A 22,281-nucleotide genomic window follows, 5' to 3' on the forward strand; every position below is an offset into this window, starting at 1 on the left:
ATTAAAATGGATAACCGATACCAAAACTCAACGTGGGAGAAAAGGGGATTTTCAAACTATTCACATAGTTATCTGGAAGGGTATTTAAAATTGCTTTATATTTTGTTCTGTCTTCCCAAATCCAACGTTCTCCTGCAAACATATATGGATTATGAATTGGAATAGCACCATCTAATCTGACAATGAAAAAATCAAAATCCAATCGTAAACCAAACCCAGCACCCATGGCTACCTGGGTTACAAAATTTTTACCAAACACACTTAAGTCGTCTTCCGGATTTTCAGGATCATCTTGTAATTTCCAAATATTACCAGCATCCACAAAAATGGCAGCTTTGATAAAATCAGAAAATTGAAACCTATATTCTACATTTAACTCTAGTCGCATATCCGAAATCTGTGTAGTAGTAGCGTTCGTATCTCGCCATATTTGCGTTCCACCTGGCGCTATCGTCCTTGCACTCCAAGCACGAATATCATTGGAACCTCCAGCAAAAAAACTCTCTTCATAAGGCAATGAAGGAGAATTACCATAAGCATAGCCTGCACCTGCTAATAAACGATAAGCAATCATTTTGTCATTCGACTTGTATTTAGAAACATTCATGTAGTAACGTAAATCATAATCCATTTTTAAAAACTGCGTAAATGGCACCCCAAAAATCTGTCTCAACTCGTTTTCAACATCATTTAATCCCACCCCTACAACATCAAATAAATAACCTGAAGTTCCAAAAGTTGCAGTTCCAAAAACATAATTTCTTTTTCCTTCTTCCTTTTGTATTCTTTGGTTATTGTAAGTAAATATGTATTCAAATTTATTCGAAAAGTGATCGGAATAGGTGTTGAGTAAATAAGGGTCGTTTAGCAAGGCCAATTTGATTGCAAAATCTTCCGATTTCTGAAGCTTAATAAAATTGAAACTTTGCCATTTAATTTGATGAATTTTAGTTTTTGCCTCATTAAACTTCCAGGAATAGGCAAATTCAGTCAAATTCCGAACAAAATCTGACCTTTTTTGAAAGTTATAACTTAAATCTATCACCGTGTTTGGATACAATCTTTTTGAAAGTGTTTTTTGTAACCTTTTCCCCATTGGAATTAACTTGGGAAACTCTAAACTTATTTTTGGATATATCTCGATAGTATTAAATGTCCTTCCCGAATTCAACACTTGTTGTCCATCCACCGTCTTGTCGAATACCGCAGGCTGTGATTCTACCCCACCGGTAATACTTAACTTTAATTTTTCAGCCCCCCCAAATATATTTTTATTGGTATAATTCATAGAAATTGATGCCCCCAAGTAGCCATTAGAATTTGTAGCATTGGGTTCAAAGGAGAATAATTGTTTGTCTGCGGTTGTTAATTCATACTTTACATTCAATCGCCTACTTTCATCTTCATCCATTTTTACACTTGGGGTGATGGAACTAAAAATATCCAGACCAAGCAACCTAGAATAAGATCTTTCTACATAATATTCTTTATACCATCCGTTATCTCCTCCATCTGTTATTTCTAAAAAATTCTGTCTATCAATTAAGAAAGGGGAAACAGGCAATTTTTCGTTGTAAATAAATGTGCCTTTGTATACTAAAACATCTGTTGGACCAAAAAGAATAAACTTCTTCTTAAAAACAGAATCTACATAATACAAGGTATCCAATAATGGGTATCTCCCCCCTACTATTCCAAGACCATATCCGGCTAGTTTTTTTTCATAAGCGGGATAATCCTTAAAAGAGTCTTTGTTTTTATTTTTTATCACATAAGTTACATCCCCAATTTTATAAGTAGTATGTGGAATAACAGTGGTAGTTCCGTCTACTAATTCTTCGGTACGAGGTATAATTTTAAAAGTAACTGTCGCCAAATGGTCTCTACCTATCGTATCCACTTCAAAGTAAATAAAACTTTTACTAAAATCGAAAAAGGCACCGTCTCTACAAAATTTTGAATAACGCGCCCGTTCCGTATCTAAAACATCTTGATTTAATAAATCTCCTATGTGAATTAGGGTGTCTTTCTTTTTCAAGAATTGATAATATTCCTCCTTTAAAGTACTATATTCAGGTCTATCATCAAAGTAAATTTTTTGAATTCGTGTAGGCGTTTTAGGGACAACCGTATAAACGGGATAAGCTTTTTTCTTTTTTTCTTTATAACGAATAGCGACAGAAACTTCATTTTCTAGAAAGCCTTGGTTCTTTAAAAACAACTGTATTTGATCCTTACTTTTAAGCACTTTTACAGTATCCATTAAAACAGGAGCTTCTCCAATATTCGTTGCTATAAAATTACGCCAGCCCTTTTTCTCTTTTTTTAGTTTTACTACTTTTTGAAAATAATTTCGATCCCCCTTAGCCTTTGACTTATCATTCCTCTTTTTATTGATTCTATTTTGTCTTGCCATTCGACGTTCATTCACCGCATTTATCTTCTCTTTTTTTCGTTCGATTTGGGTATTCATCTTTAAACTATCAATTCTATTGTAGACAAAAAGATTAAATTTTCTATTGGGCTGAGGTTTTAGTAAAGTGTATAATTCTTCAATTGAAATATCGGGATAACTTCCTTTCAAACTTACTATGCTATCTTTTTTATTTTGACTTAAAAAATGTATCGTAGCGTTTTCTGGCGCTCTAAAAAATGAATTCTTCTTCACTTGATAAAGGTATTCACCTTGGGGTACGTACTTTGCCTGACTGCATCCAAGCATCATTAAAAACAGCGAAATACCGAAAAGCAATCGTAATTTTTGTACTAGTACCATTATAAAATCTATCTTTACAAAAATAACCAGATTAATAAGGTAATTGATATGTCTTTGACTAAAAATGAAATAAAATTCGTTAAATCCCTACATCAAAAAAAATATCGAGATAGTAATCAATTATTTATTGTAGAAGGTGAAAAGCTAATCCAAGAGTTATTGTCGCAAAAACAATATAAAATTGAATGCATTTATCACACGCAAGACTATAGTATTACAGAACAAAATGAAGCGTTTTCTACCTTTTTAATTTCAAAAAGTGATTTGGAACGTATTTCTAATTTAAAAACGCCAAATAAAGTTTTAGCCACCGTTAGATTTAAAGAAGAGGAAGACCTCGATTTAACAAAAAAGAAGCTCGTGTTATTATTAGACGAAGTAAAAGATCCGGGAAATTTAGGCACCATTATTCGAACGGCCAATTGGTTTGGAGTAGATCAAATTATTTGCAGTAAAAACACGGTCGACTTATATAATCCAAAAACGATACAAGCTTCCATGGGAGCGATATACGAAGCACACATTCACTATCGCTATTTATTGCAAATCCTTCCAGCCTTAAAAGCAGCAGATTATATTTTAACGGGGGCAAGCTTGACAGGGGAAAACATCTATCAAACCAGTTTTAAAGAAAAAACAGCCCTCATCATGGGGAGCGAATCTCATGGGATTTCAACAGAAATAATGCAAGCGTTAGACCAAGCCATATTAATTCCTAAATATGGAACCGCAGAATCCTTAAATGTTGGAATTGCAACAGGAATTATTTTAGCAGAATATAAAAGACAACTTCCTTAACCTTCAAAAGTAATGGTGAACCACCAAACTTTTGAGCGCAAAGAATTTAAAGGAGCTGAAAACAAGGTATTTTCTTGAATTAACAAGTCTTGAAAACCATTAGAAATTTTTATTTCAATGGCAAATTTATAATAAGCCATAAAAAAATCGAACCCACCACCAAATTGGGTTGAAAGGTCGTGTTTTTTCATTTTCATGACGGCTTCTCCCGGTACGGTTACCACATCTCTTTGACTGGCTAAATCTACGCTGTACTGAATACCAGCCAGACCGTAGGCTGCAAAATTATTAATTCTTTTTGAACGTAATTTCATCATCAATGGGAAATCTAAAAAAGTGGACTCCAACCTGTAAGTTTCAAAATTAACTTCTTTGTTGCGCAATAAACCATAATTAAACTCCCTCTCTTGAAAGGATAAACTTGGAATAAATCGAATATGGAACATTTCATGCACATCCCAAGAACTAATAATGCCTAAAGTAAACCCTGCTTGTTTATTTATATTTATGGAGACAATAGAATCCCCATTATACATGCCGGGCTGAAAAGTATAGCGGTAGTCAGCAGAGTTACCACCCAAAGCAAATCCAAAGTGAAAATTCTTCCGATCAAATTGGGGATAGTTTTTTCCAGGTTGTCCGTAAACATTGCTCGCTCCTATTAGCAAAGCACAAAATAATATGGCTTGTTGTATTTTCAAAATATGGGTCAAAATTAACAAACGCAATTAAATATGGATTATTATAAAAGTAATTTTTTAATAAAAGCACTATATTTACATTTTATAAGGAGCTTTTTAAATGGACAAACAAGAATTACAAGATAAAGTAAAAGAAATATTCACTAAATATTTAGAAGATAACTCACAGAGAAAGACCCCAGAAAGGTTTGCCATTCTTAGTGAGATTTATGATTCGAAAGGTCATTTTGACATAGAAACACTCTATATTAAAATGAAAGAAAAAAAATATCGTGTGAGTAGAGCAACTTTATACAATACCATTGATTTATTAATGGATTGTAATTTGGTGAGAAAACACCAATTTAGTAATACCTCACAATACGAAAAAGCTTATGGCTTTCGCCAGCATGACCATATTATATGTACCGACACCGGAGATGTAATTGAGTTTTGTGATCCAAGAATTGAAAAAATTAAAGCAACGGTTGAAGAACTATTCAATGTTAAGATTCATCACCATTCTCTTTATTTTTATGGAGAACGGATAAATCAAAAAGATGAATCAAAAAGTTAGTTTCCTTCCACATGGTCAAGTGATAGAAATAAAACTTGAAGGAAAAGGTATAGATGAAGAAATGTTTGCAATCATTTCTAAACAAATAAAAGAATACGAAAATAGTCTTATAATAAAGTTTATAATCAACCTAGAAAGCATGCCATTGCTGACAAGTACGGACTTAAACTATTTAATAAAAAGCTTTACTTTAATTCGAAATTTAGGTGGGGAACTTTACATTGTTAATATCTCTGACAAAATTAATCATGTTTTATTACTTACTAAGTTAAATACAGTTCTTAATATTGCAACTTCGTTAAAAAATGCTTTAGAACATTTAAAATAATAAATTATGAAAGTTGATGTGTTATTAGGATTACAATGGGGTGATGAAGGTAAAGGAAAAATCGTTGATGTTGTAACACCAAAATATGATATCATTGCAAGATTTCAAGGCGGACCAAATGCTGGTCACACCTTAATTTTTGAAGGTAAAAAACAAGTACTTCACACTATTCCTTCTGGAATTTTTAGAGAAAACACCATGAACATTATTGGGAATGGTGTTGTAATTGATCCAATTACGCTAAAAGCTGAAATGGAAGAGTTAGAAGCCAAAGGTGTAGATATTCCATCTAGATTGATGATTTCAAGAAAAGCACACTTGATTTTACCAACCCATAAAATTTTAGATCGTTACTCTGAAGAGCAAAAAGGTAAATTAAAAATTGGTTCTACTCTTAAGGGAATTGGACCAACTTACATGGACAAAACTGGAAGAAATGGGGTTAGATTTGGGGATACCCAATTGCACGATTTTAAAGAAAGATACGACCACTTAAAAAACAAGCATATCAGTATGCTTGGTGAATTTGATTATAAACCTATTTTAGAAGAATTTGAAGCTAAATGGTTTGAAGCGCTTGAATTTTTAAAGAAAATCACCTTAATTGATAGCGAACACTATTTAAACAATGCATTAAAAGAAGGTAAATCTATTTTGGCAGAAGGTGCACAAGGTACCATGCTAGATATTGACTTTGGAACATACCCATTTGTAACTTCTTCTAATACCGTTACTGCTGGAACTTGTACTGGTTTAGGTATTGCACCCAATAAAATTGGAGAAGTAATTGGTATTTTTAAAGCTTATTGTACTAGAGTTGGTAGTGGACCATTCCCAACAGAATTAGAAGGTGCAGTAGGCGAAGAAATTAGAAAAATTGGTAACGAATACGGTGCAACAACTGGTAGAGACAGAAGATGTGGTTGGATTGATTTACCAGCATTAAAATATGCCGTAATGATTAATGGTGCAACACAATTAACCATGATGAAGGCTGATGTATTGGATTCATTCGATACTATTTCTGTATGTACTCATTATGAAATTGATGGTGAATTATTTGACTATTTACCATACGACATTACGGCACACGAAATAAAACCAATCTATAAATCGTTAAAAGGATGGAATACTGATTTGACAGGTTTAAAAGATTTGAAAAATGCACCTGTTGAATTTTTAGACTACATTACATATTTGGAACAAGAATTGCAAGTACCTATTACAATCCTTTCTGTTGGACCAGATAGAGACCAAACGATTGTAAAAAATTGACTTGAAAAAAATAACTAACATATCAAAAAAAATAGCGCTCTTCATAAGCGCTATTTTTTTGTTTAATTTTGCTTGGGGACAAGAGAATCAAATTGAATTAATTCACGCAGATAAGGTCACCAATTCAATTGAATTTTTTGATGCCGTTAAAGTAAAAGGAAATGTGCAATTTAAAAATCAAGACATTAAACTGTTTTGTGATTCTGCCTTTTTTCACAAAACCGACAACTGGGTAAGGGCTTATGGTAGGGTACAAATCAACCAAGGAGATACCTTAAACTTATATTCCGACTCTTTATTCTTTGATGGAAACACCAATATTGGAAAACTGCAAAGCAAGGTAAAAATAAGAGATAAAACTTTTAAACTAAATACCGACTCTTTGAGCTTTGATGCCAATCAATCTATTGCCTACTACTCCAATTATGCTTTTATTAAAAGCACCCAAAATGACCTGACTCTAGAATCCACTAAAGGAACCTATAACTCTTTAACCAAAACTTTTACATTCAAAGACAGTGTTAAACTTCTACATCCAGACTACAGTGTATACTCGGATACTCTTGAATTTAATACCTTATCTGAAGTCATCCAAATTCATGGCCCTTCAAAAATCCTATCCGATTCCTCTAAAATTTTTACAAAAAAAGCTATCTATCAAACTAAAACAGATGACATTCAAATGTGGGATGAAACTACTATTCATAACCCAAACCAAACCATAAAAGGAGACAGTATCCTATACAATAGTCTCACCGAATATGCAGAAGGTTTTGGAAATATCCTCCTTATAGATAGCCTAGAAAAAATAACCCTTTCTAGTAATTACCTATACAAAAAAGACAGTTTGATAAAATTAATTGGCAAAGCTAAAATATTGCAATACCAGTCCACAGACACTTTAGCCATTAGAGCAGACACTATTATACAAACTGGTGACCGAAATAAAAACAATACCGTAAACATTGCATATTCTAACGTAATACTAGAAAAAAGTGGTAGTCTTGGCATCTGCGACTCGCTATTTATAAGCCAGAAAGATAGTATCATTAAAATGAAAAAATCGCCTATACTTTGGAAAGACAACATGGAAGTAAGTGCTGACTCTATTACCATGAAATTAGAAAATGATGCGATTAAAAACTTATACCTGTACCAAAATGCGTTTTTATCTATGGAGCATGACTCGCTGCATTACGACCAATGTGCTGGAAAAAAAATGATTGCAACCTTAGACAGTGGAAAAGTAAAACTCATTGAAATAATTGACAATGCGGAAACCATTTACTTCCCTTCTGAAACAAGTAAAGATAGTATTACTCAAAAAGAAATTAAGACACTTAAAGGGGCAAACTATATGATATCTTCCAAGATTTATATTTACTTTTTAAATGAAGAAATAAGTAGAATAAAATTCACCGAAGAACCAGACGCTATTTTCAAACCTTTGAAAAATGCAAAACAAGAAGATTTGTTTTTAAAGAAGTTTGTCGATAAAAAAAGTAAAAAACCCGATAGATTATTGAAAAAAATCGACTAAATTTAAAATCAAATATAGTTGAAAGCAAATGAACATATTTAAATGGGTTAAAATTGCAACCTTAATTTCTATTTCCTCTAGTATATTCTTTATACTCATCCTGTTTATTCGGAACGAATTTTCAGGGTTCGAAATTAAAACTAGCATGTTTTTAATTTACAGTACAGCCATATTATCCCTCAATTACATTTTAGCGGAACACTGTCACAGTATCCCAGTCCCGATTAAAAAATTATTAGTTTATACTGGATTTAGTTTAATTGGATATGCGCTTTTAGTTTTATTCAATGTACTATCTTTCGAAAAGGCTTGGTTTATTTTAATTGGATTAAGTATACTGTTTTTACTGGCAATTGAACTTCAACTTTTAGGGTGGACCATCAAGCAACAGCCTTTTTACATGGTCATTTTGATCGCATTATCCCTACTTTCTAATCTGTTTATTGCCTTCTTATTTTTATTTAAACTATCCTTCCCTGTCCTGATCCCTTTCGTATACCTATCTGGTACAATTTCCATGCTAATATTTTTTTATGGACTTTATTTTTACCAACCCAAACAAATTTCAAATAAAGATTAGGTTTAAACAATTCAACATGGATAAGTTTGGGGCTTTTTACGTCATGACAACCTTCTTATAATTACTTTTATGCTGTTAGATACTATTATAAAAGTGTGTTATGAAATTACCGCAGCCAAGTAACCTTAAAACAATCGCCGAATTGGTTAATTGCCCTTTTGAAGGAGACCCTAACTTGGTCATTTCTGGTATCAATGAAATTCACCAAGTTGAAAGTGGTGATATTGTATTCGTCGATCACCCCAAATACTACGAGAAAGCATTGAACAGTGCTGCAGATGTAATTATCATCAATAAAAAAGTTGCAGTACCCGAAGGAAAAGGTATCCTTATTTCCGACAATCCATTTGATGTTTTTAATCAAATAACCCGAACGTTTAGAGCCTTTAAAGTTTGGGAACAACCCAAAGGAGATGAATTTGAAATTGGAGAAAACAGTTTTGTTTTTCCAAACGCGACTATTGGTCACCATGTGAAAATTGGTAAAAACAGTGTGGTGCATGCAGGTGCCGTTATCTGTGATTATACAGAAATAGGAGACCATGTAATTATAGGACCGAATGCAGTAATCGGCTTTGATGCTTTTTATTATAAAAAGAAAGAAAGTGGCTACGATCGTTTACATAGTTTTGGAAGTACATGGATTCAAAATCATGTAGAAATTGGGGCGTTAACAACTATTGATCGTGGTGTTTCGGGTAAGACCATCATAGGGAAAGGTACAAAAATAGACAATCAAGTGCACATTGGTCACGATACTGTAGTAGGGGAAAATTGCCTTTTCGCTGCCAATGTTGGTGTAGCTGGTTGTGTAACCATAAAAAACAACGTTACCCTTTGGGGCCAAGTTGGTGTTGTGAGTGATGTCACCATTCATGAAAACGTAATTGTCTTAGGACAGTCTGGCGTTGGTGTAAACTTACCGGCCAATAAAACTTATTTTGGATCTCCTTGTGGAGAAGCCCGAACAAAATTTAAAGAGTTAGCCGCCTTTAAAAAACTGCCTCAAATTATTGAGCACTTATGACTTATATTTCTGAAAAAATATTACTAGAATTAGAGCAAAAGATTGACGATAAGGATTTTAAATTAAATTCCTTATTAGAAATCACCAATTCCATTAACTCGAGTAAGCCCCTTTCAGAAGTTTTAACCATCTATCATTTTATTCTTAAGGAACAATTAGGACTTAAAAAATTCATTTTATTCAACAAAGAAGAAGATTGGAAAATTTTATTAAAAGTTGGCATAAAAGGCAGTATCAAAGAATTGGATATAGAAAATGATATTTTAAAATTCAAAGAAATTACGGTCATTGAATCGTCTTATAAAATGTATTTGAATGAATTTGATGTCATTGTCCCTGTACTGCACAATGGCAAATGTTTGGCTTACCTAATACTGGGCGGCTTGCAAGAAATGAAAGCAACAGAAGGGTCTCCTTTAGCCAATCTAAATTTTATTCAAACCCTTACCAACTTAATCGTTGTTGCCTTAGAAAATAAAAGACTTTTTCAGGAAAATTTAAAACAAGAAGTGGTAAAAAAAGAGTTGGAAGTTGCCAGTGAAATGCAAAAACTCTTATTTCCCAATAATTTACCCCACACCAATAAATTAGATATTTCTGCAAAATACTTACCGCACAATAAAGTAAGTGGTGACTATTATGATTACATACAAATCAATGAAGATGAATTCATCATTTGTATTGCGGATGTTTCAGGAAAAGGAATTTCAGCCGCCATGCTTATGGCAAATTTTCAAGCCACATTAAGAACTGTTTTTAAATACCAACGTTTCGATTTAGAGTTCTTAATTAATGAACTCAATAAGAAAGTCTATAAAAATGCCAATGGGGAAAAATTCATTACCTTTTTTATTGGACAATACCATACGAAAAAACGTACTTTAAAATATGTAAATGCAGGACATAATTGGCCCATATTAATTAATAAAAAAGAACAAAGGTTTTTAAACAAAGGAACAATCGGTTTAGGAATGTTACCAGAACTACCCTTTTTGGAATCAGAAGAAATTGATATATCTCCCAATACCACCCTATTGTTATATACAGATGGCGTAGTTGAACTAGAAAGTGAAAATGAAGAACAATTCGAAACCGATCGTCTAATTAAAGTGGTTAAAAACTTTTACCCCTTATCTATGGAAGATCTAAACGAAATAATCTTTAAAAAACTAGACGAATGGAGAGGAAGCAAAAACTATGTCGACGATACAGCAATCTTAAGTTGTAGAATATTTTAAGCAGTATTAAGTTGGTCTTTTTACATTCCTAAATTCGAAGGAGTATCTTTTTTTGATTAATCAATTTATTAAAATAATTCATTTAAATTTGTATTGTGATAAAACTACCTACTCAAAATACACCTCGTTGGTTTATATTCCTATTTGATATAGGTATTGCATTCACATCCCTTCTATTGGCTTATGCCATAAGGTTTGAATCGAAAAATTTTCAATTTACTAATGAATATGATATTTTTTTATCGGGCTTACCTTTTTATTTGATTATTAGAGCAGCTGGATTTTATTATTTTAAAACATACCAAGGTGTCATCCGTCATACCAGTACGCAAGATGGAAAAAGAGTGGTATTTGCCATAGGCGCAGGAACATTTACCATTATTGTGATCTCCATGATCAAAAACTTTGTTCTCCACTCCAACTTCTTATTTCCACTGTCCATTATTATCATGGAGTTTTTTATTTCCATTTTTATGCTCATGGTTTTTAGAATCAGTGTAAAATTAATTTATTTAGAAGGATTAAAAAAATCAAAAGGCGACACCCCTACCCTTATTTTTGGCGCTGGAATTTATGGTGTTATCACCAAACATACTTTAGAAAAAGAAGCTCGAATTGATGGAAAAGTAGTAGCGTTTATAGATGACAATCCGAAATTAATAGGTAAATCATTAGAAGGTTGTAAAATACATGACTCCGCTAAACTACCAGCACTAATAAAAGAATTAGAAATTAAAAAATTAATTATTGCCATTAAAAATATTGACGGTAAGCACAAAAGAGAAATCATTCGAATCTGTATTGACAATGATGTGGAAGTGTTAAATGTACCTGATCCCAAAACATGGATTAATGGGGAGTTCTCTACAGGACAAATAAAACCGATTAACATTGAAGATCTATTGGGGAGAGCACCAATTAAACTAAATAAAGACAACCTATTTGATGAATATAGCAATAAGGTTATTTTAGTCACTGGAGCTGCAGGAAGTATTGGCAGTGAAATTGTGCGACAACTTACAGAATATGTCCCTCAAAAAATTATCCTTTTCGATCAAGCAGAATCCCCTTTGTATAATCTTGAAAATGAACTGAAGGAAAAAGGGAAAATTCATTTAACGGAAACGGTGGTTGGTGACATAAGAAATTTAGACCGGTTGAAAAGAACCTTCGACTACTTTAAACCTGAAATAATTTTTCATGCAGCAGCTTATAAGCACGTTCCATTGATGGAAGAAAACCCTTCGGAAGCCATTTTAACTAATATTCAGGGATCAAAAAACTTAATTGATTTGGCCATTGAATTTAATACTGAAAAATTTGTACTCATCTCGACAGATAAGGCGGTAAATCCAACTAACGTCATGGGCTGTTCTAAAAGAATTGCTGAAATTTATGGACAATCTGCCAACAATCTGGGTAAAACAAAGTTTATTACAACTCGATTTGGAAATGTTTTGGGAAGTAACGGGTCGGTTATACCTTTATTTAAAAAACAAATTGAAGCCGGCGGCCCATTAACTGTCACCCATAGAAACATTACCCGTTATTTTATGACCATTCCTGAAGCTTGTCAACTAGTTTTAGAAGCTTGTAATATGGGAGCTGGAGGTGAAATTTTTGTGTTTGACATGGGAGAAAGTGTTAAAATTTATGACTTGGCTTTAAAAATGATCAAATTAAGTGGTTTACAAGTAGGAAAAGATATTGAAATAAAAATTACAGGACTAAGACCAGGTGAAAAATTATTTGAAGAATTATTGGCGACGGAGGAAAATACAATGCCTACACACCACTCCCAAATATTAAAAGCCGAAGTAAGAAGTTATGAATTTGACAAGGTAAGTTTAAAGATTCAAGCATTGATCAATAAATTTGAAGAGCAAGATAATGTTGAAATTGTAAAGACAATGAAAGAACTTGTCCCCGAATTTAAAAGTAATAATTCCATTTACGCAAAACTAGATTAAACCATGGTAAGTACAAAAATACAAATACGATTCTCTGATTGTGACATGTTACAACATGTTAATAATGCAACCTATTTTCAGTATTTTGAAACCGCAAGAATAAACTTTTTTACACAATGTTTACCTGACTGGGACTGGAAGAAGGAAGGAATTATTTTGGCAAGAAATGTTATTGACTACAAAATCCCGTTATTTCTTGAAGACCATTGTGAAGTTGAAGTGAGTTGTTTAACGGTTGGTAATTCCAGTTTTACATTGGCTTACCATGTTTACGCAATCCATAAAGGAGAAAAAGTATTAAAATCATACGGTGAGTCTGTGCTGGTTTGTTTTGACTTTACCCAACAAAAAACGATTGCTGTACCTGAAAAGGTAAAAACGGTTCTTGAAAAAAACAGATTGACTGTGTAAGCTTTTAAATAAAGATACGTCTATATACCTAAATAATTAGTTAATGAGTTTTATTATAATACTTGTATTTACCCTGTGTATGGGATTTATCTTCTTATATAGTTTGATACAATTAAACTTGGTTTTAAATTATAAGAAAGCACAAAAAAAAACGAAACCAAGTCCTGAAAAACTGACTGATTTACCTATTGTAACCGTTCAATTACCTGTTTACAATGAGTTTTATGTAATTGAGGCCTTGATTGATGCCGTTTGTCAATTTGACTATCCTAAAGATAAATTAGAAATTCAAGTCTTAGATGACTCTACAGATGGCACGCTGGAAATTATCGCCAATAAAGTAAAACACTACCAAGCACTTGGTTTTAATATAGAGCAAATAACAAGAGCCGAAAGAACTGGCTATAAAGCTGGCGCATTAAAACATGGTACCGCCATTTGTAAAGGGGAATTTATTGCCATTTTTGATGCCGATTTTCAGCCGCATCCTAATTTTTTAATGCAAACCATTCCTCATTTTAACAAAAAAAATATTGGTGTAGTACAAACAAAATGGGGATATACGAATCCTGATTATTCCTTTTTAACACAACTACAAGCTTTTGGATTAAATGCACATTTTAGTATTGAGCAAGTAGGAAGAAGCGAAAAAAATCACTTTATAAACTTTAATGGCACTGCAGGTGTTTGGCGCAAATCATGTATTATGGATGCCGGTGGTTGGGAAGCGGATACTTTAACCGAAGACTTAGATTTAAGCTATCGCGCGCAATTGAAAAAATGGCAATTTGTTTATCTAGAGGATGTAGAATCCCCTTCAGAATTACCCATTGAAATAAATGCTTTAAAAGCACAACAATACAGGTGGACAAAAGGTGCAGCCGAATGTTTTAAGAAAAACTTTAGTCGTGTTTTACATTCAAAAGACACGAAATTATCGACCAAAGTACATGCCCTTTTCCATTTGCTCAATAGCTCCGTATTCTTATTAATATTTTTTATGGGCCTCATCAGCTTACCGGTAATTTTTGCGAAACAAAATTTAGACAATACGATCATCATTCAAATCAGCAGTATTTTTATGGTAAGTTGGCTTATTTTAGGCTTATTCTATTACACTTCTTTTCGAAAAAACTCGCATAAATCAATCGGACATTTCTTTATCAATTTCTTTAGTTTTTTAGCCATTTCCATGGGCCTTTCTTTACATAATTCTATTGCTGTGATAGAAGGATATATGGGAAGAAAAACCCCATTTGTACGTACCCCAAAATATAACGCAGCTGTACTTGAAAGCGGCTATGAAAACAATTTATATCGTGTAAAAAAAATGAGTCCAGTTACTTATTTAGAAGGAGTTTTATTAATCTATTTTATATTTAGTTTAAAAATCGCCTTCGATTATGCCGATTACGCTATGATTCCATTTTTAATCTTTTTGATTTTTGGGTATGGCTTTGTTTTCTTTAATTCAATCCTTCACTTAAATAGATCGACGAAAAAAAAAATCATCTATGAAAAGACTGCTTAAATTTATTCTTTTTTTCAGTCTAATCAGTTGTACTTTTTCATTTACGAATAAACGTATTACACAGAATAATCAAGCAAATTTATATTTGAATTTAAGTAAAATCAGAAATAAGGATGGTTGCCTCTACATCTTTTTATATAACTATCCTAACCAATACCCAAAAGCACCTTACAAACATTATAAAGTAACCAAAGAAAGCATGAAAAATGGCCATTTAACTGCCGTTATTAAAGATGTAGATTTTTATAACGCCTATGCCATTACTGTAATTGATGATGAAAATAGCAACAAAGATTTAGACCGTTTTTTAGGTCTGCCTACCGAAGGTTTTGGTTTCTCCAATAACGTCAAACCCTTCGTTTCCATGCCTGAATTTAACGCTTTATTATTTAGCTTCTTGCAAGAAGGAAGTTTACAAATCGAATTACAATATTTTTTATGATAAAATTAATTCTACTATATGGAATACTGCTGTTTTCATTTCTTTCAAATGGTCAAACTCCCACAGAGCAAAAAATTAAAACCTTATACCAACAAAATATAGTAGGTGGCAAAGTAAACTATGCCAATTTGGTAGAGAACCCATTGGCATTAGATCAATTATTAAATGCCTATGCTTTAAACCCCATTCCAGAAGTAGGAAAGAAAGCCTACTTAATTAATGCATACAATATTTTTGTCATTGCAGGAATAGTAGAAAACTATCCTACGCCATCCGTTCAAAATGTAGCTAATTTTTTTGATGACCCTCATTTTGTTTTAGCGCAAAAAATGATCAGTTTAAATACCTTAGAAAAAAAATATTTATTGCAGCAATTTCCTGACCCTCGCCTCCACTTTGTCTTAGTATGCGGCGCTATTGGTTGTCCGCCTATCACAAAAAATGTTTTTACCGCTGAAAACATAGATGAACTGCTAGATCTACAAACCAAAACAGCGATCAATTCCAACTTTATACAATATGATGTCGCCAGTAAAAAAATTTCCCTGTCCCAAATTTTTAAATGGTATATCTCCGATTTTGGTGGTAATCAACAAAAAGTAATAGGTTTTATCAACACCTATATTGACAGCCCTATCCCATCCGATACAAAATTGGATTATTACCCTTATAACTGGAAATTAAACGGCACAGATGTCTTCAAAAGTAAAGCAACAGACATACCTTCTTCTACTACCAATTTACAAACATTTACAGCAGGCAGTTTGCTCAGAAAACACCAATACGACATTACTCTTTTTAATACTTTATATACCGAATCGGCAAAAAATTTTGCAGGTACTGATTTTAATAATTACAGAGGAACTTTTGTCACCCACTTGGCGCAAATAACCTATGGGGTATCCAACAACAAAAGAATTAATTTAGGGATTGATCTTAACTTTAAGTATTCCGGAGAAATAGCTAACAGTGGGAACTTTTCTGGAATTTCTGAAGCATTTAAATTTAAAAACACATCCACTTCAAGAGTTGGTTTAACCAATGTAGGACTGAGATTCAAAGCGCAACCTTTTAAAAATTCTCCTGAATTCACCCTACAATCTACCGTACAAATTCCAACCATCAAAAACGCAGAAGGAACAACCAATTTATTTTGGGCCGACTGGGATAGAATAACTTGGTGGAATCAATTCTATTACTCAAAAACTTGGGACAAGGTGCAATTATTTACAGAATTTGATTTACTATTTAGATTGAAAAAATACAAGGAACAAATCACTATGTTGGACTTACCTTTGAGTGTGTTTTTAAGCTATTTTCCTAAACCAAAAATCACGCTTTATGTCATGTCACAACATGTACCAAGACTAACCTACAACATTAAACCTGAAGTAGCTACGGACTGGGTAATCCCCGCAAATTACACGGCCTCGGGTCTTGGATTTAAATATCAAGTGAGCAAGCAAATGAATATTGAATTGCTCTACACTAATTTTTGGCGAGGCGTAAATAATGGACTAGGAAATACCTTTAATATTGGTATTAAATTTATATCGCCATAATGAAAACAACGCTCCTTTTTCTTTGTATATTTTTCGGGCACAATATCCTTGCACAAAAAATAGAAGATATAGATTTTGAGGGACTAACAAAGACAAAACCTTTTTTTTTACACACACACATTCAATGCAAAGCGGGAATGCCAATAGACTCCGTAATCATTGAAAAGGATGTCCAGCAGTTACGTAATCTAAATTTATTTTTTAAGGTGGAAAGTAAGCTGACCTTGCTAGAAGATTCTAGTAAAAATTATCGCCTTACTTTTATCATTGAGGAAGCAAACTACATATTTCCAATACTCCTTATTGGCGGGTTTAAAGATATATTCAAACTAGAAGCTGGTTTAAATAATATCAATTATAAAGGAGAAGGAAAAACCATTGGTGCTTGGTACCAATATTACGACCGGCATTCCTTTTCTTTTTACCACAATACCCCCAAATATTTACATTCAAATTTTGGCCATAACATAGTCTTTAGTAAATATAGTACCATAGAGCCTTTGTATTTTAAAGCAAAAAAATCATTCTTTAATTATGACAATTATGCATTGTGGCTCAATGCAAAATATTGGCTTAATAAAAACTACCATGTCGACCTAGGTTTTACGCCTATGTATGAAAAGTACCGGCAATTAGATTCAGTGGAAATTCCACTTGTACAGCGTGATTTTACTTTTTTTAAATTCAGAATTAATAGCGGTATCCATTTCAAAAAAATTAATTACTTATATGAAAGAATTTCCGGCATCAAAAGCACCTTATATACCGAAACTATTCAAACAAAAAACGAGCCAATGGCATCCTTTTTTTTAGTCAAATTAAGTACCGTACAGCATTTTCTTATCCATAAAAAGGGTAATTTATCGTACCGACATGTGTTTGGCTTGTCTACCAATAAAGTAAGTCCTTTTACCCCTTTTGTATTAGATGGTTTTTTAAACATTAGAGGCATTGGAAACAGAATAGAACGTGGAACAGGTATCCATTTTATTAACCTTGAATATAAGCATACTATTTACCAAAATAAAATCTTAATTTTACAAAGTAATGTATTTCTAGATGCCGGTACCTTAAGAGCTGCTGGTGAAAAAATAGCCATGCTATTTTCATTAAAAGAAACAAAAGCACAAGTTGGTTTTGGCTTGCGATTACACACTAAAAAATACTATAAAACTATTTTTAGGTTGGATTACGGAATTGGCATTCACAAAATGGGATCTAATGGTTTTTCATTTGGAATGGGACAGTTTTTCTAACCTATCGCTTCGCCTTTTATGGGCTTTAAAAAATAATTTTATCGAAAAAAGAATGATTACTCACTTTAGGGCATTGTTTTTGCAACATAATTATTTTTAATTATTGCGTTAGCGTATAACGCCTGAAACAATAAAAAAAAGGCCAAAACAATACCATTGAAAAAAATAATAAAGAGGAATTAGCATACATTTAGCCCTGTAAATTCTTCATTTTCAATACTAATTTAGCCTTGTATAAAAAAAAATAAGCGAGGTAAACCCAACCAAACGTTGAGTTTAAGCGTTTTATAAAAAAAGATATTTTTTGTTTTAGAATAATTTTATATATTTGTTTAGCATGATCACTGGATTAACATATGGCGTAAAAATTAGTGTAGAGAGTATTTTCAGAAAAGACTTGTCTAACATTGAAAATAATATTTACTTTTTCAATTACAGAATTGTAATTGAAAACACCAACATGTTTGACATCCAATTAATCAAAAGACATTGGCATATATTTGACTCTTTGAATCCTGTAAAAATTATTGACGGAGATGGTGTGGTTGGTGAACAACCAATTATTAAACCAGGGCAAAAGCATGTGTATGTAAGTGGTTGTGATTTATTCAGTGAAATTGGTTACATGAAAGGAAATTATACTTTTTTAAGGGTAGATACCAATGAGACTTTTAAAGTAGCTATTCCAAGATTTGAATTAATTGCCAAGCCTAAGTTAAACTAACTTAATCCTTAAGTTTAGTACCCCAATATCATTTTATATTCCCATTATTTTTAGTTACTTTTGTGTACTTTAAAATTTAAGATACACTATGTCTAACGCAATTTATACACCGCCTACACCAGTTAACGAACCGGTAAAAGGCTATTCAAAAGACAGTTCAGAAAGAAAGGAACTTTTAGCAACTTATAACAACATGTTAAACCAAACCATTAATGTACCTATGTATATTGGTGATCAATTAGTTGAGACAAACAATAAAGTTAAAATGTCGCCCCCACACGATCACCAACATATTTTAGGTGAATTTAATATGGGGACAAAGCAACATGTAAATGATGCCATTGATGCAGCTTTAGCAGCAAGAGAAAAATGGGCAAGTTTGGCATGGGAACAAAGAGCAGCAATTTTTTTAAGAGCAGCTGATTTATTAGCAGGGCCTTTTAGAGCAAAGATGAACGCGGCTACCATGTTAGCACAATCTAAAAATGTAATGCAAGCCGAAATTGATGCAGCATGCGAATTAATTGACTTTTTTAGGTTCAATGTGGCTTATATGCACCAAATATATAAAGACCAACCAGGATCTAACCCTAGTATGTGGAACAGATTAGAATATAGACCTTTAGAAGGGTTTGTGTTTGCAATTAGTCCTTTTAACTTTACTTCTATTTGTGCAAATTTATGTGCAGCACCAGCAATGATGGGAAATGTTGTAGTATGGAAGCCGGCAGAATCTCAAGTATACTCTGCAAAAGTAATCATGGAATTATTTAAAGAAGCTGGCTTACCAGATGGTGTAATCAATATGGTTACTGTAGATGGACCTGATGCAGGAGATGTTGTTTTTAAACACCCTGATTTTGCAGCTTTACATTTTACAGGTTCTACAGGTGTATTCCAACATTTATGGAAAGAAATTGGGACTAATTTATCTACTTATAAAACATACCCAAGAATTGTAGGTGAAACTGGTGGTAAAGATTTTATCATTGCGCATAAATCTGCAAATGTAGCAGATGTAGCAACTGGCATTTCAAGAGGTGCTTTTGAATTCCAAGGACAAAAATGTTCTGCAGCTTCAAGAGCTTACATTCCTTCTAATAAGTCGGAAGCTATTTTAGCCTTGGTAAAAGAACAAGTATCTTCCTTTAAAATGGGATCTCCTGGTGACACTAGTAACTTTGTGAATGCTGTAATTGATGAGCGTGCTTTTGATAAAATTGCAGGATTTATTGATTACGTAAAAGAAAGTAAAGATGCTACTTTTTTAATTGGAGGTGGTTATGATAAATCTAAAGGTTACTTTATTGAACCTACGGTTATCGTAACAGAAGATCCAAAATTCAAAACCATGTGTGAAGAAATTTTTGGACCAGTAATGACCATTTATGTATATCCAGAAAATGACTACGAAAAAACATTGAAGTTATTAGATGAGACTTCAGAATACGCATTAACAGGAGCAATTTTTGCAGTAGAAAGATATGCTATTGATACCGCTTTTAAAATGTTAGAAAATGCAGCTGGAAACTTCTACATTAACGACAAACCGACAGGTGCAGTTGTGGGACAACAACCATTTGGAGGTGCTCGTAAATCAGGAACTAATGATAAAGCAGGATCATATATGAATCTATTAAGATTTGTTTCTGCAAGAACTATTAAGGAAACTTTTGTACCAGCAACGGACTATAAGTATGAATTTTTAGGATAATTAAACTTAATTTTAATCCCTGTAATTAAATTTACAGGGATTTTTTTTGTCTTTAATTTTTTATAAACCCATTCTTAATTACGAATATTTTTTAACTTTAATTCATATGTCAGATAAATTTATTGACCTAGATAAAATTATTAACGATCGTAATCCTCGTTTAAAAAAATGGCTCCCTAATTTTTTATTAAATTATCTCAAAAAAATTCTGCATCAAAAGGAAATCAACGAAATTATTAACGCGACCGAAAACTTAGATGGATTTGAGTTTTGCACCTACGTATTGCAGCAATTTAACATTAAAATAGATGTCCATGGATTGGAAAATATTCCCCGTAGTGGTGGTCAAATATTTGCCGCAAACCATCCTTTAGGCGGTATGGATGCATTAGCCATAGTACAAGAAATGCAGCCCATTAGGACCGATTTTAAATTTGTGGTAAATGATGTACTATTAAATTTAAAACCATTGCAAAATTTATTCATAGGCGTAAATAAATTGGGGTCAAACTCAAAAGAAAGTATTACAGCTTTTAATCAAGAATTTGAAAAAGAGCAAGGTATTTTTGTTTTCCCTGCCGGCTTAGTCAGTCGGAAAAAAAAGAACAAAGTCAAAGATTTAGTCTGGAAAAAAACATTTATTAGTCGCTCTAGAAAATTTAAAAAAGACGTAATTCCGGTATTTTTAGATGGTGAACTGTCTGACTTTTTCTACAATTTAGCTAACTTTAGGGAGAGAATAGGATTAAAAACCAATATAGAAATGTTGTATTTGGTAAACGAACTATTCAAACAAAAAAATAAAACATATCCATTATATTTTGGGAAATCCATTCCTTTTCATACATTCGATAAAAGTAAAACCGACCTAGAATGGGCTGCGTACGTTAAAAATAAAGTTTACACCTTAAAAAATGAATAAAGACCTCAGTTATATCATTCCGCCAATTGAAAAATCTTTGCTCAAAGCAGAATTGACAAGAGATAAATTTGTAAGAAACACAAATAAACTCGATAATGAAATTTATATCATTACCCATTTAAATGCACCTAATGTAATGCAAGAAATAGGCAGACTTAGGGAGCTTACTTTTGCAAGTGCAGGTGGAGGTACAGGAAAACCTGTAGATATTGACGATTACGACTTGGGGGAACTTCCTTACGAACAACTGATTGTATGGGCACCAGAAGAAGAAGAAATTGTAGGCGGGTACCGCTTTATGAATTGTGCAAAACTCGTTAAATCTGGTAACATTGATTTATCTACCCTACATTATTTTAATTTTTCACCGCAATTTATTGCGGATTACCTCCCATATACCGTCGAATTAGGTCGGTCTTGGATACAACCCAACTTTCAGCCTGCAAATTCAAGAAAAGGATTATTTTCCCTAGATAACTTATGGGATGGACTAGGCGCAATTGTAGTAGAAAACCCAAAGATTAGATACTATTTTGGAAAAGTAACCATGTATCAGTCTTATCCTGCATTGGCAAAATCCATGATTTTATCTTTTATGCACTATTATTTTCCGGACAATGACAAATTAGTATGGCCAAAGCAAACCTTAGATATCGATATAAAAAACCGAAGAATTTTAAGTCTAATCGAGGGGAAACCATTTAATGTTGGCTATAAATTACTCCAGGCAGAAATTAGAGCTTGTGATGCCAAAATACCACCTCTCATCAACAACTATATGGGACTATCTGCCACCATGAAAACTTTTGGAACAGCAGTCAATAATGATTTTGGTGCCGTGGATGAAACAGCAATTTTAGTAACGATTGATGATATTTTTGATAAAAAGAAGGAACGTCACCTCGATTATTAATAATATGACAAAAGGAG

20 protein-coding genes are annotated in these 22,281 nt (G+C 32.8%); 18 read left to right on the top strand and 2 right to left on the bottom strand.

Annotated elements, in window-relative coordinates:
• Position 1: 1 nt before the first annotated feature.
• A complete protein-coding gene (locus DNU06_RS04725) occupies positions 2 to 2,668 on the bottom strand; it encodes a BamA/TamA family outer membrane protein (protein ID WP_158526815.1) in 2,667 nt (888 codons plus the stop codon).
• Between the two features lie 156 nt (positions 2,669 to 2,824).
• Between DNU06_RS04725 and DNU06_RS04730 the strand changes: the two genes are divergently transcribed.
• Positions 2,825 to 3,574, top strand: a complete 750-nt coding sequence (locus DNU06_RS04730) for a TrmH family RNA methyltransferase (RefSeq protein ID WP_111062078.1) — start codon at positions 2,825 to 2,827, stop codon at positions 3,572 to 3,574.
• On the opposite strand, the gene porT is transcribed toward DNU06_RS04730, so the two are convergent.
• Positions 3,571 to 4,275, bottom strand: coding sequence for a type IX secretion/gliding motility protein PorT/SprT (gene porT, locus DNU06_RS04735; RefSeq protein ID WP_158526816.1), 705 nt, complete (start codon positions 4,273 to 4,275; stop codon positions 3,571 to 3,573). The genes DNU06_RS04730 and porT overlap by 4 nt on opposite strands.
• 100 nt (positions 4,276 to 4,375) lie before the next feature.
• On the opposite strand from porT, the gene DNU06_RS04740 reads away from it, so the two are divergent.
• The 17 genes from DNU06_RS04740 (at position 4,376) to DNU06_RS04820 (ending at position 22,264) form a co-directional block, all read left to right on the top strand.
• Positions 4,376 to 4,831 (top strand): Fur family transcriptional regulator, encoded by a 456-nt coding sequence (locus tag DNU06_RS04740; RefSeq protein WP_111062080.1) that lies wholly within the window; start codon positions 4,376 to 4,378, stop codon positions 4,829 to 4,831.
• On the top strand, positions 4,815 to 5,159 hold the full coding sequence (locus tag DNU06_RS04745; protein WP_111062081.1) for an STAS domain-containing protein: 345 nt from the start codon (positions 4,815 to 4,817) through the stop codon (positions 5,157 to 5,159). The genes DNU06_RS04740 and DNU06_RS04745 overlap by 17 nt, the downstream gene beginning before the upstream one ends.
• A 6-nt stretch (positions 5,160 to 5,165) precedes the next feature.
• The gene (locus DNU06_RS04750) at positions 5,166 to 6,434 is read left to right on the top strand and encodes an adenylosuccinate synthase (protein WP_111062082.1); all 1,269 of its coding nucleotides are present in this window, start codon (positions 5,166 to 5,168) and stop codon (positions 6,432 to 6,434) included.
• Positions 6,435 to 6,492: 58 nt separating this feature from the next.
• On the top strand, positions 6,493 to 7,974 hold the full coding sequence (locus DNU06_RS04755) for an OstA-like protein (RefSeq protein ID WP_233502953.1): 1,482 nt from the start codon (positions 6,493 to 6,495) through the stop codon (positions 7,972 to 7,974).
• A gap of 28 nt (positions 7,975 to 8,002) precedes the next feature.
• Positions 8,003 to 8,554, top strand: coding sequence for a hypothetical protein (locus DNU06_RS04760; RefSeq protein ID WP_146239151.1), 552 nt, complete (start codon positions 8,003 to 8,005; stop codon positions 8,552 to 8,554).
• A 100-nt stretch (positions 8,555 to 8,654) separates the two neighbouring features.
• Positions 8,655 to 9,581: an LpxD N-terminal domain-containing protein gene (locus DNU06_RS04765; RefSeq protein ID WP_111062085.1), complete on the top strand. Its 927-nt coding sequence runs from the start codon at positions 8,655 to 8,657 to the stop codon at positions 9,579 to 9,581.
• A complete protein-coding gene (locus DNU06_RS04770; RefSeq protein ID WP_111062086.1) occupies positions 9,578 to 10,819 on the top strand; it encodes a GAF domain-containing SpoIIE family protein phosphatase in 1,242 nt (413 codons plus the stop codon). The genes DNU06_RS04765 and DNU06_RS04770 overlap by 4 nt, the downstream gene beginning before the upstream one ends.
• A gap of 95 nt (positions 10,820 to 10,914) precedes the next feature.
• Positions 10,915 to 12,789, top strand: a complete 1,875-nt coding sequence (locus tag DNU06_RS04775; RefSeq protein WP_199398989.1) for a polysaccharide biosynthesis protein — start codon at positions 10,915 to 10,917, stop codon at positions 12,787 to 12,789.
• A gap of 3 nt (positions 12,790 to 12,792) precedes the next feature.
• Positions 12,793 to 13,200 carry an acyl-CoA thioesterase gene (locus DNU06_RS04780; RefSeq protein WP_111062088.1) on the top strand — a complete coding sequence of 136 codons (408 nt, stop codon included), beginning with the start codon at positions 12,793 to 12,795 and terminating at the stop codon, positions 13,198 to 13,200.
• A 43-nt stretch (positions 13,201 to 13,243) separates the two neighbouring features.
• The gene (locus DNU06_RS04785) at positions 13,244 to 14,731 is read left to right on the top strand and encodes a cellulose synthase family protein (protein ID WP_111062089.1); all 1,488 of its coding nucleotides are present in this window, start codon (positions 13,244 to 13,246) and stop codon (positions 14,729 to 14,731) included.
• A complete protein-coding gene (locus DNU06_RS04790; protein WP_111062090.1) occupies positions 14,715 to 15,173 on the top strand; it encodes a DUF2141 domain-containing protein in 459 nt (152 codons plus the stop codon). The genes DNU06_RS04785 and DNU06_RS04790 overlap by 17 nt, the downstream gene beginning before the upstream one ends.
• On the top strand, positions 15,170 to 16,735 hold the full coding sequence (locus DNU06_RS04795; protein ID WP_111062091.1) for a DUF547 domain-containing protein: 1,566 nt from the start codon (positions 15,170 to 15,172) through the stop codon (positions 16,733 to 16,735). Before DNU06_RS04790 ends, DNU06_RS04795 begins: the two co-directional genes overlap by 4 nt.
• The gene (locus tag DNU06_RS04800) at positions 16,735 to 17,991 is read left to right on the top strand and encodes a POTRA domain-containing protein (RefSeq protein ID WP_111062092.1); all 1,257 of its coding nucleotides are present in this window, start codon (positions 16,735 to 16,737) and stop codon (positions 17,989 to 17,991) included. Before DNU06_RS04795 ends, DNU06_RS04800 begins: the two co-directional genes overlap by 1 nt.
• A 337-nt stretch (positions 17,992 to 18,328) precedes the next feature.
• The gene (gene apaG / locus DNU06_RS04805) at positions 18,329 to 18,715 is read left to right on the top strand and encodes a Co2+/Mg2+ efflux protein ApaG (RefSeq protein ID WP_111062093.1); all 387 of its coding nucleotides are present in this window, start codon (positions 18,329 to 18,331) and stop codon (positions 18,713 to 18,715) included.
• Positions 18,716 to 18,803: 88 nt separating this feature from the next.
• Positions 18,804 to 20,429: an L-glutamate gamma-semialdehyde dehydrogenase gene (gene pruA, locus DNU06_RS04810; RefSeq protein WP_111062094.1), complete on the top strand. Its 1,626-nt coding sequence runs from the start codon at positions 18,804 to 18,806 to the stop codon at positions 20,427 to 20,429.
• A 106-nt stretch (positions 20,430 to 20,535) separates the two neighbouring features.
• A complete protein-coding gene (locus tag DNU06_RS04815; protein ID WP_146239152.1) occupies positions 20,536 to 21,351 on the top strand; it encodes a 1-acyl-sn-glycerol-3-phosphate acyltransferase in 816 nt (271 codons plus the stop codon).
• Positions 21,344 to 22,264, top strand: coding sequence for a GNAT family N-acetyltransferase (locus DNU06_RS04820; RefSeq protein ID WP_111062096.1), 921 nt, complete (start codon positions 21,344 to 21,346; stop codon positions 22,262 to 22,264). The genes DNU06_RS04815 and DNU06_RS04820 overlap by 8 nt, the downstream gene beginning before the upstream one ends.
• The last annotated feature ends 17 nt before the right edge of the window (positions 22,265 to 22,281 follow it).

Origin of the sequence: Putridiphycobacter roseus (assembly GCF_003234935.1) — a bacterium.
Classification (GTDB): domain Bacteria; phylum Bacteroidota; class Bacteroidia; order Flavobacteriales_D; family Crocinitomicaceae; genus Putridiphycobacter; species Putridiphycobacter roseus.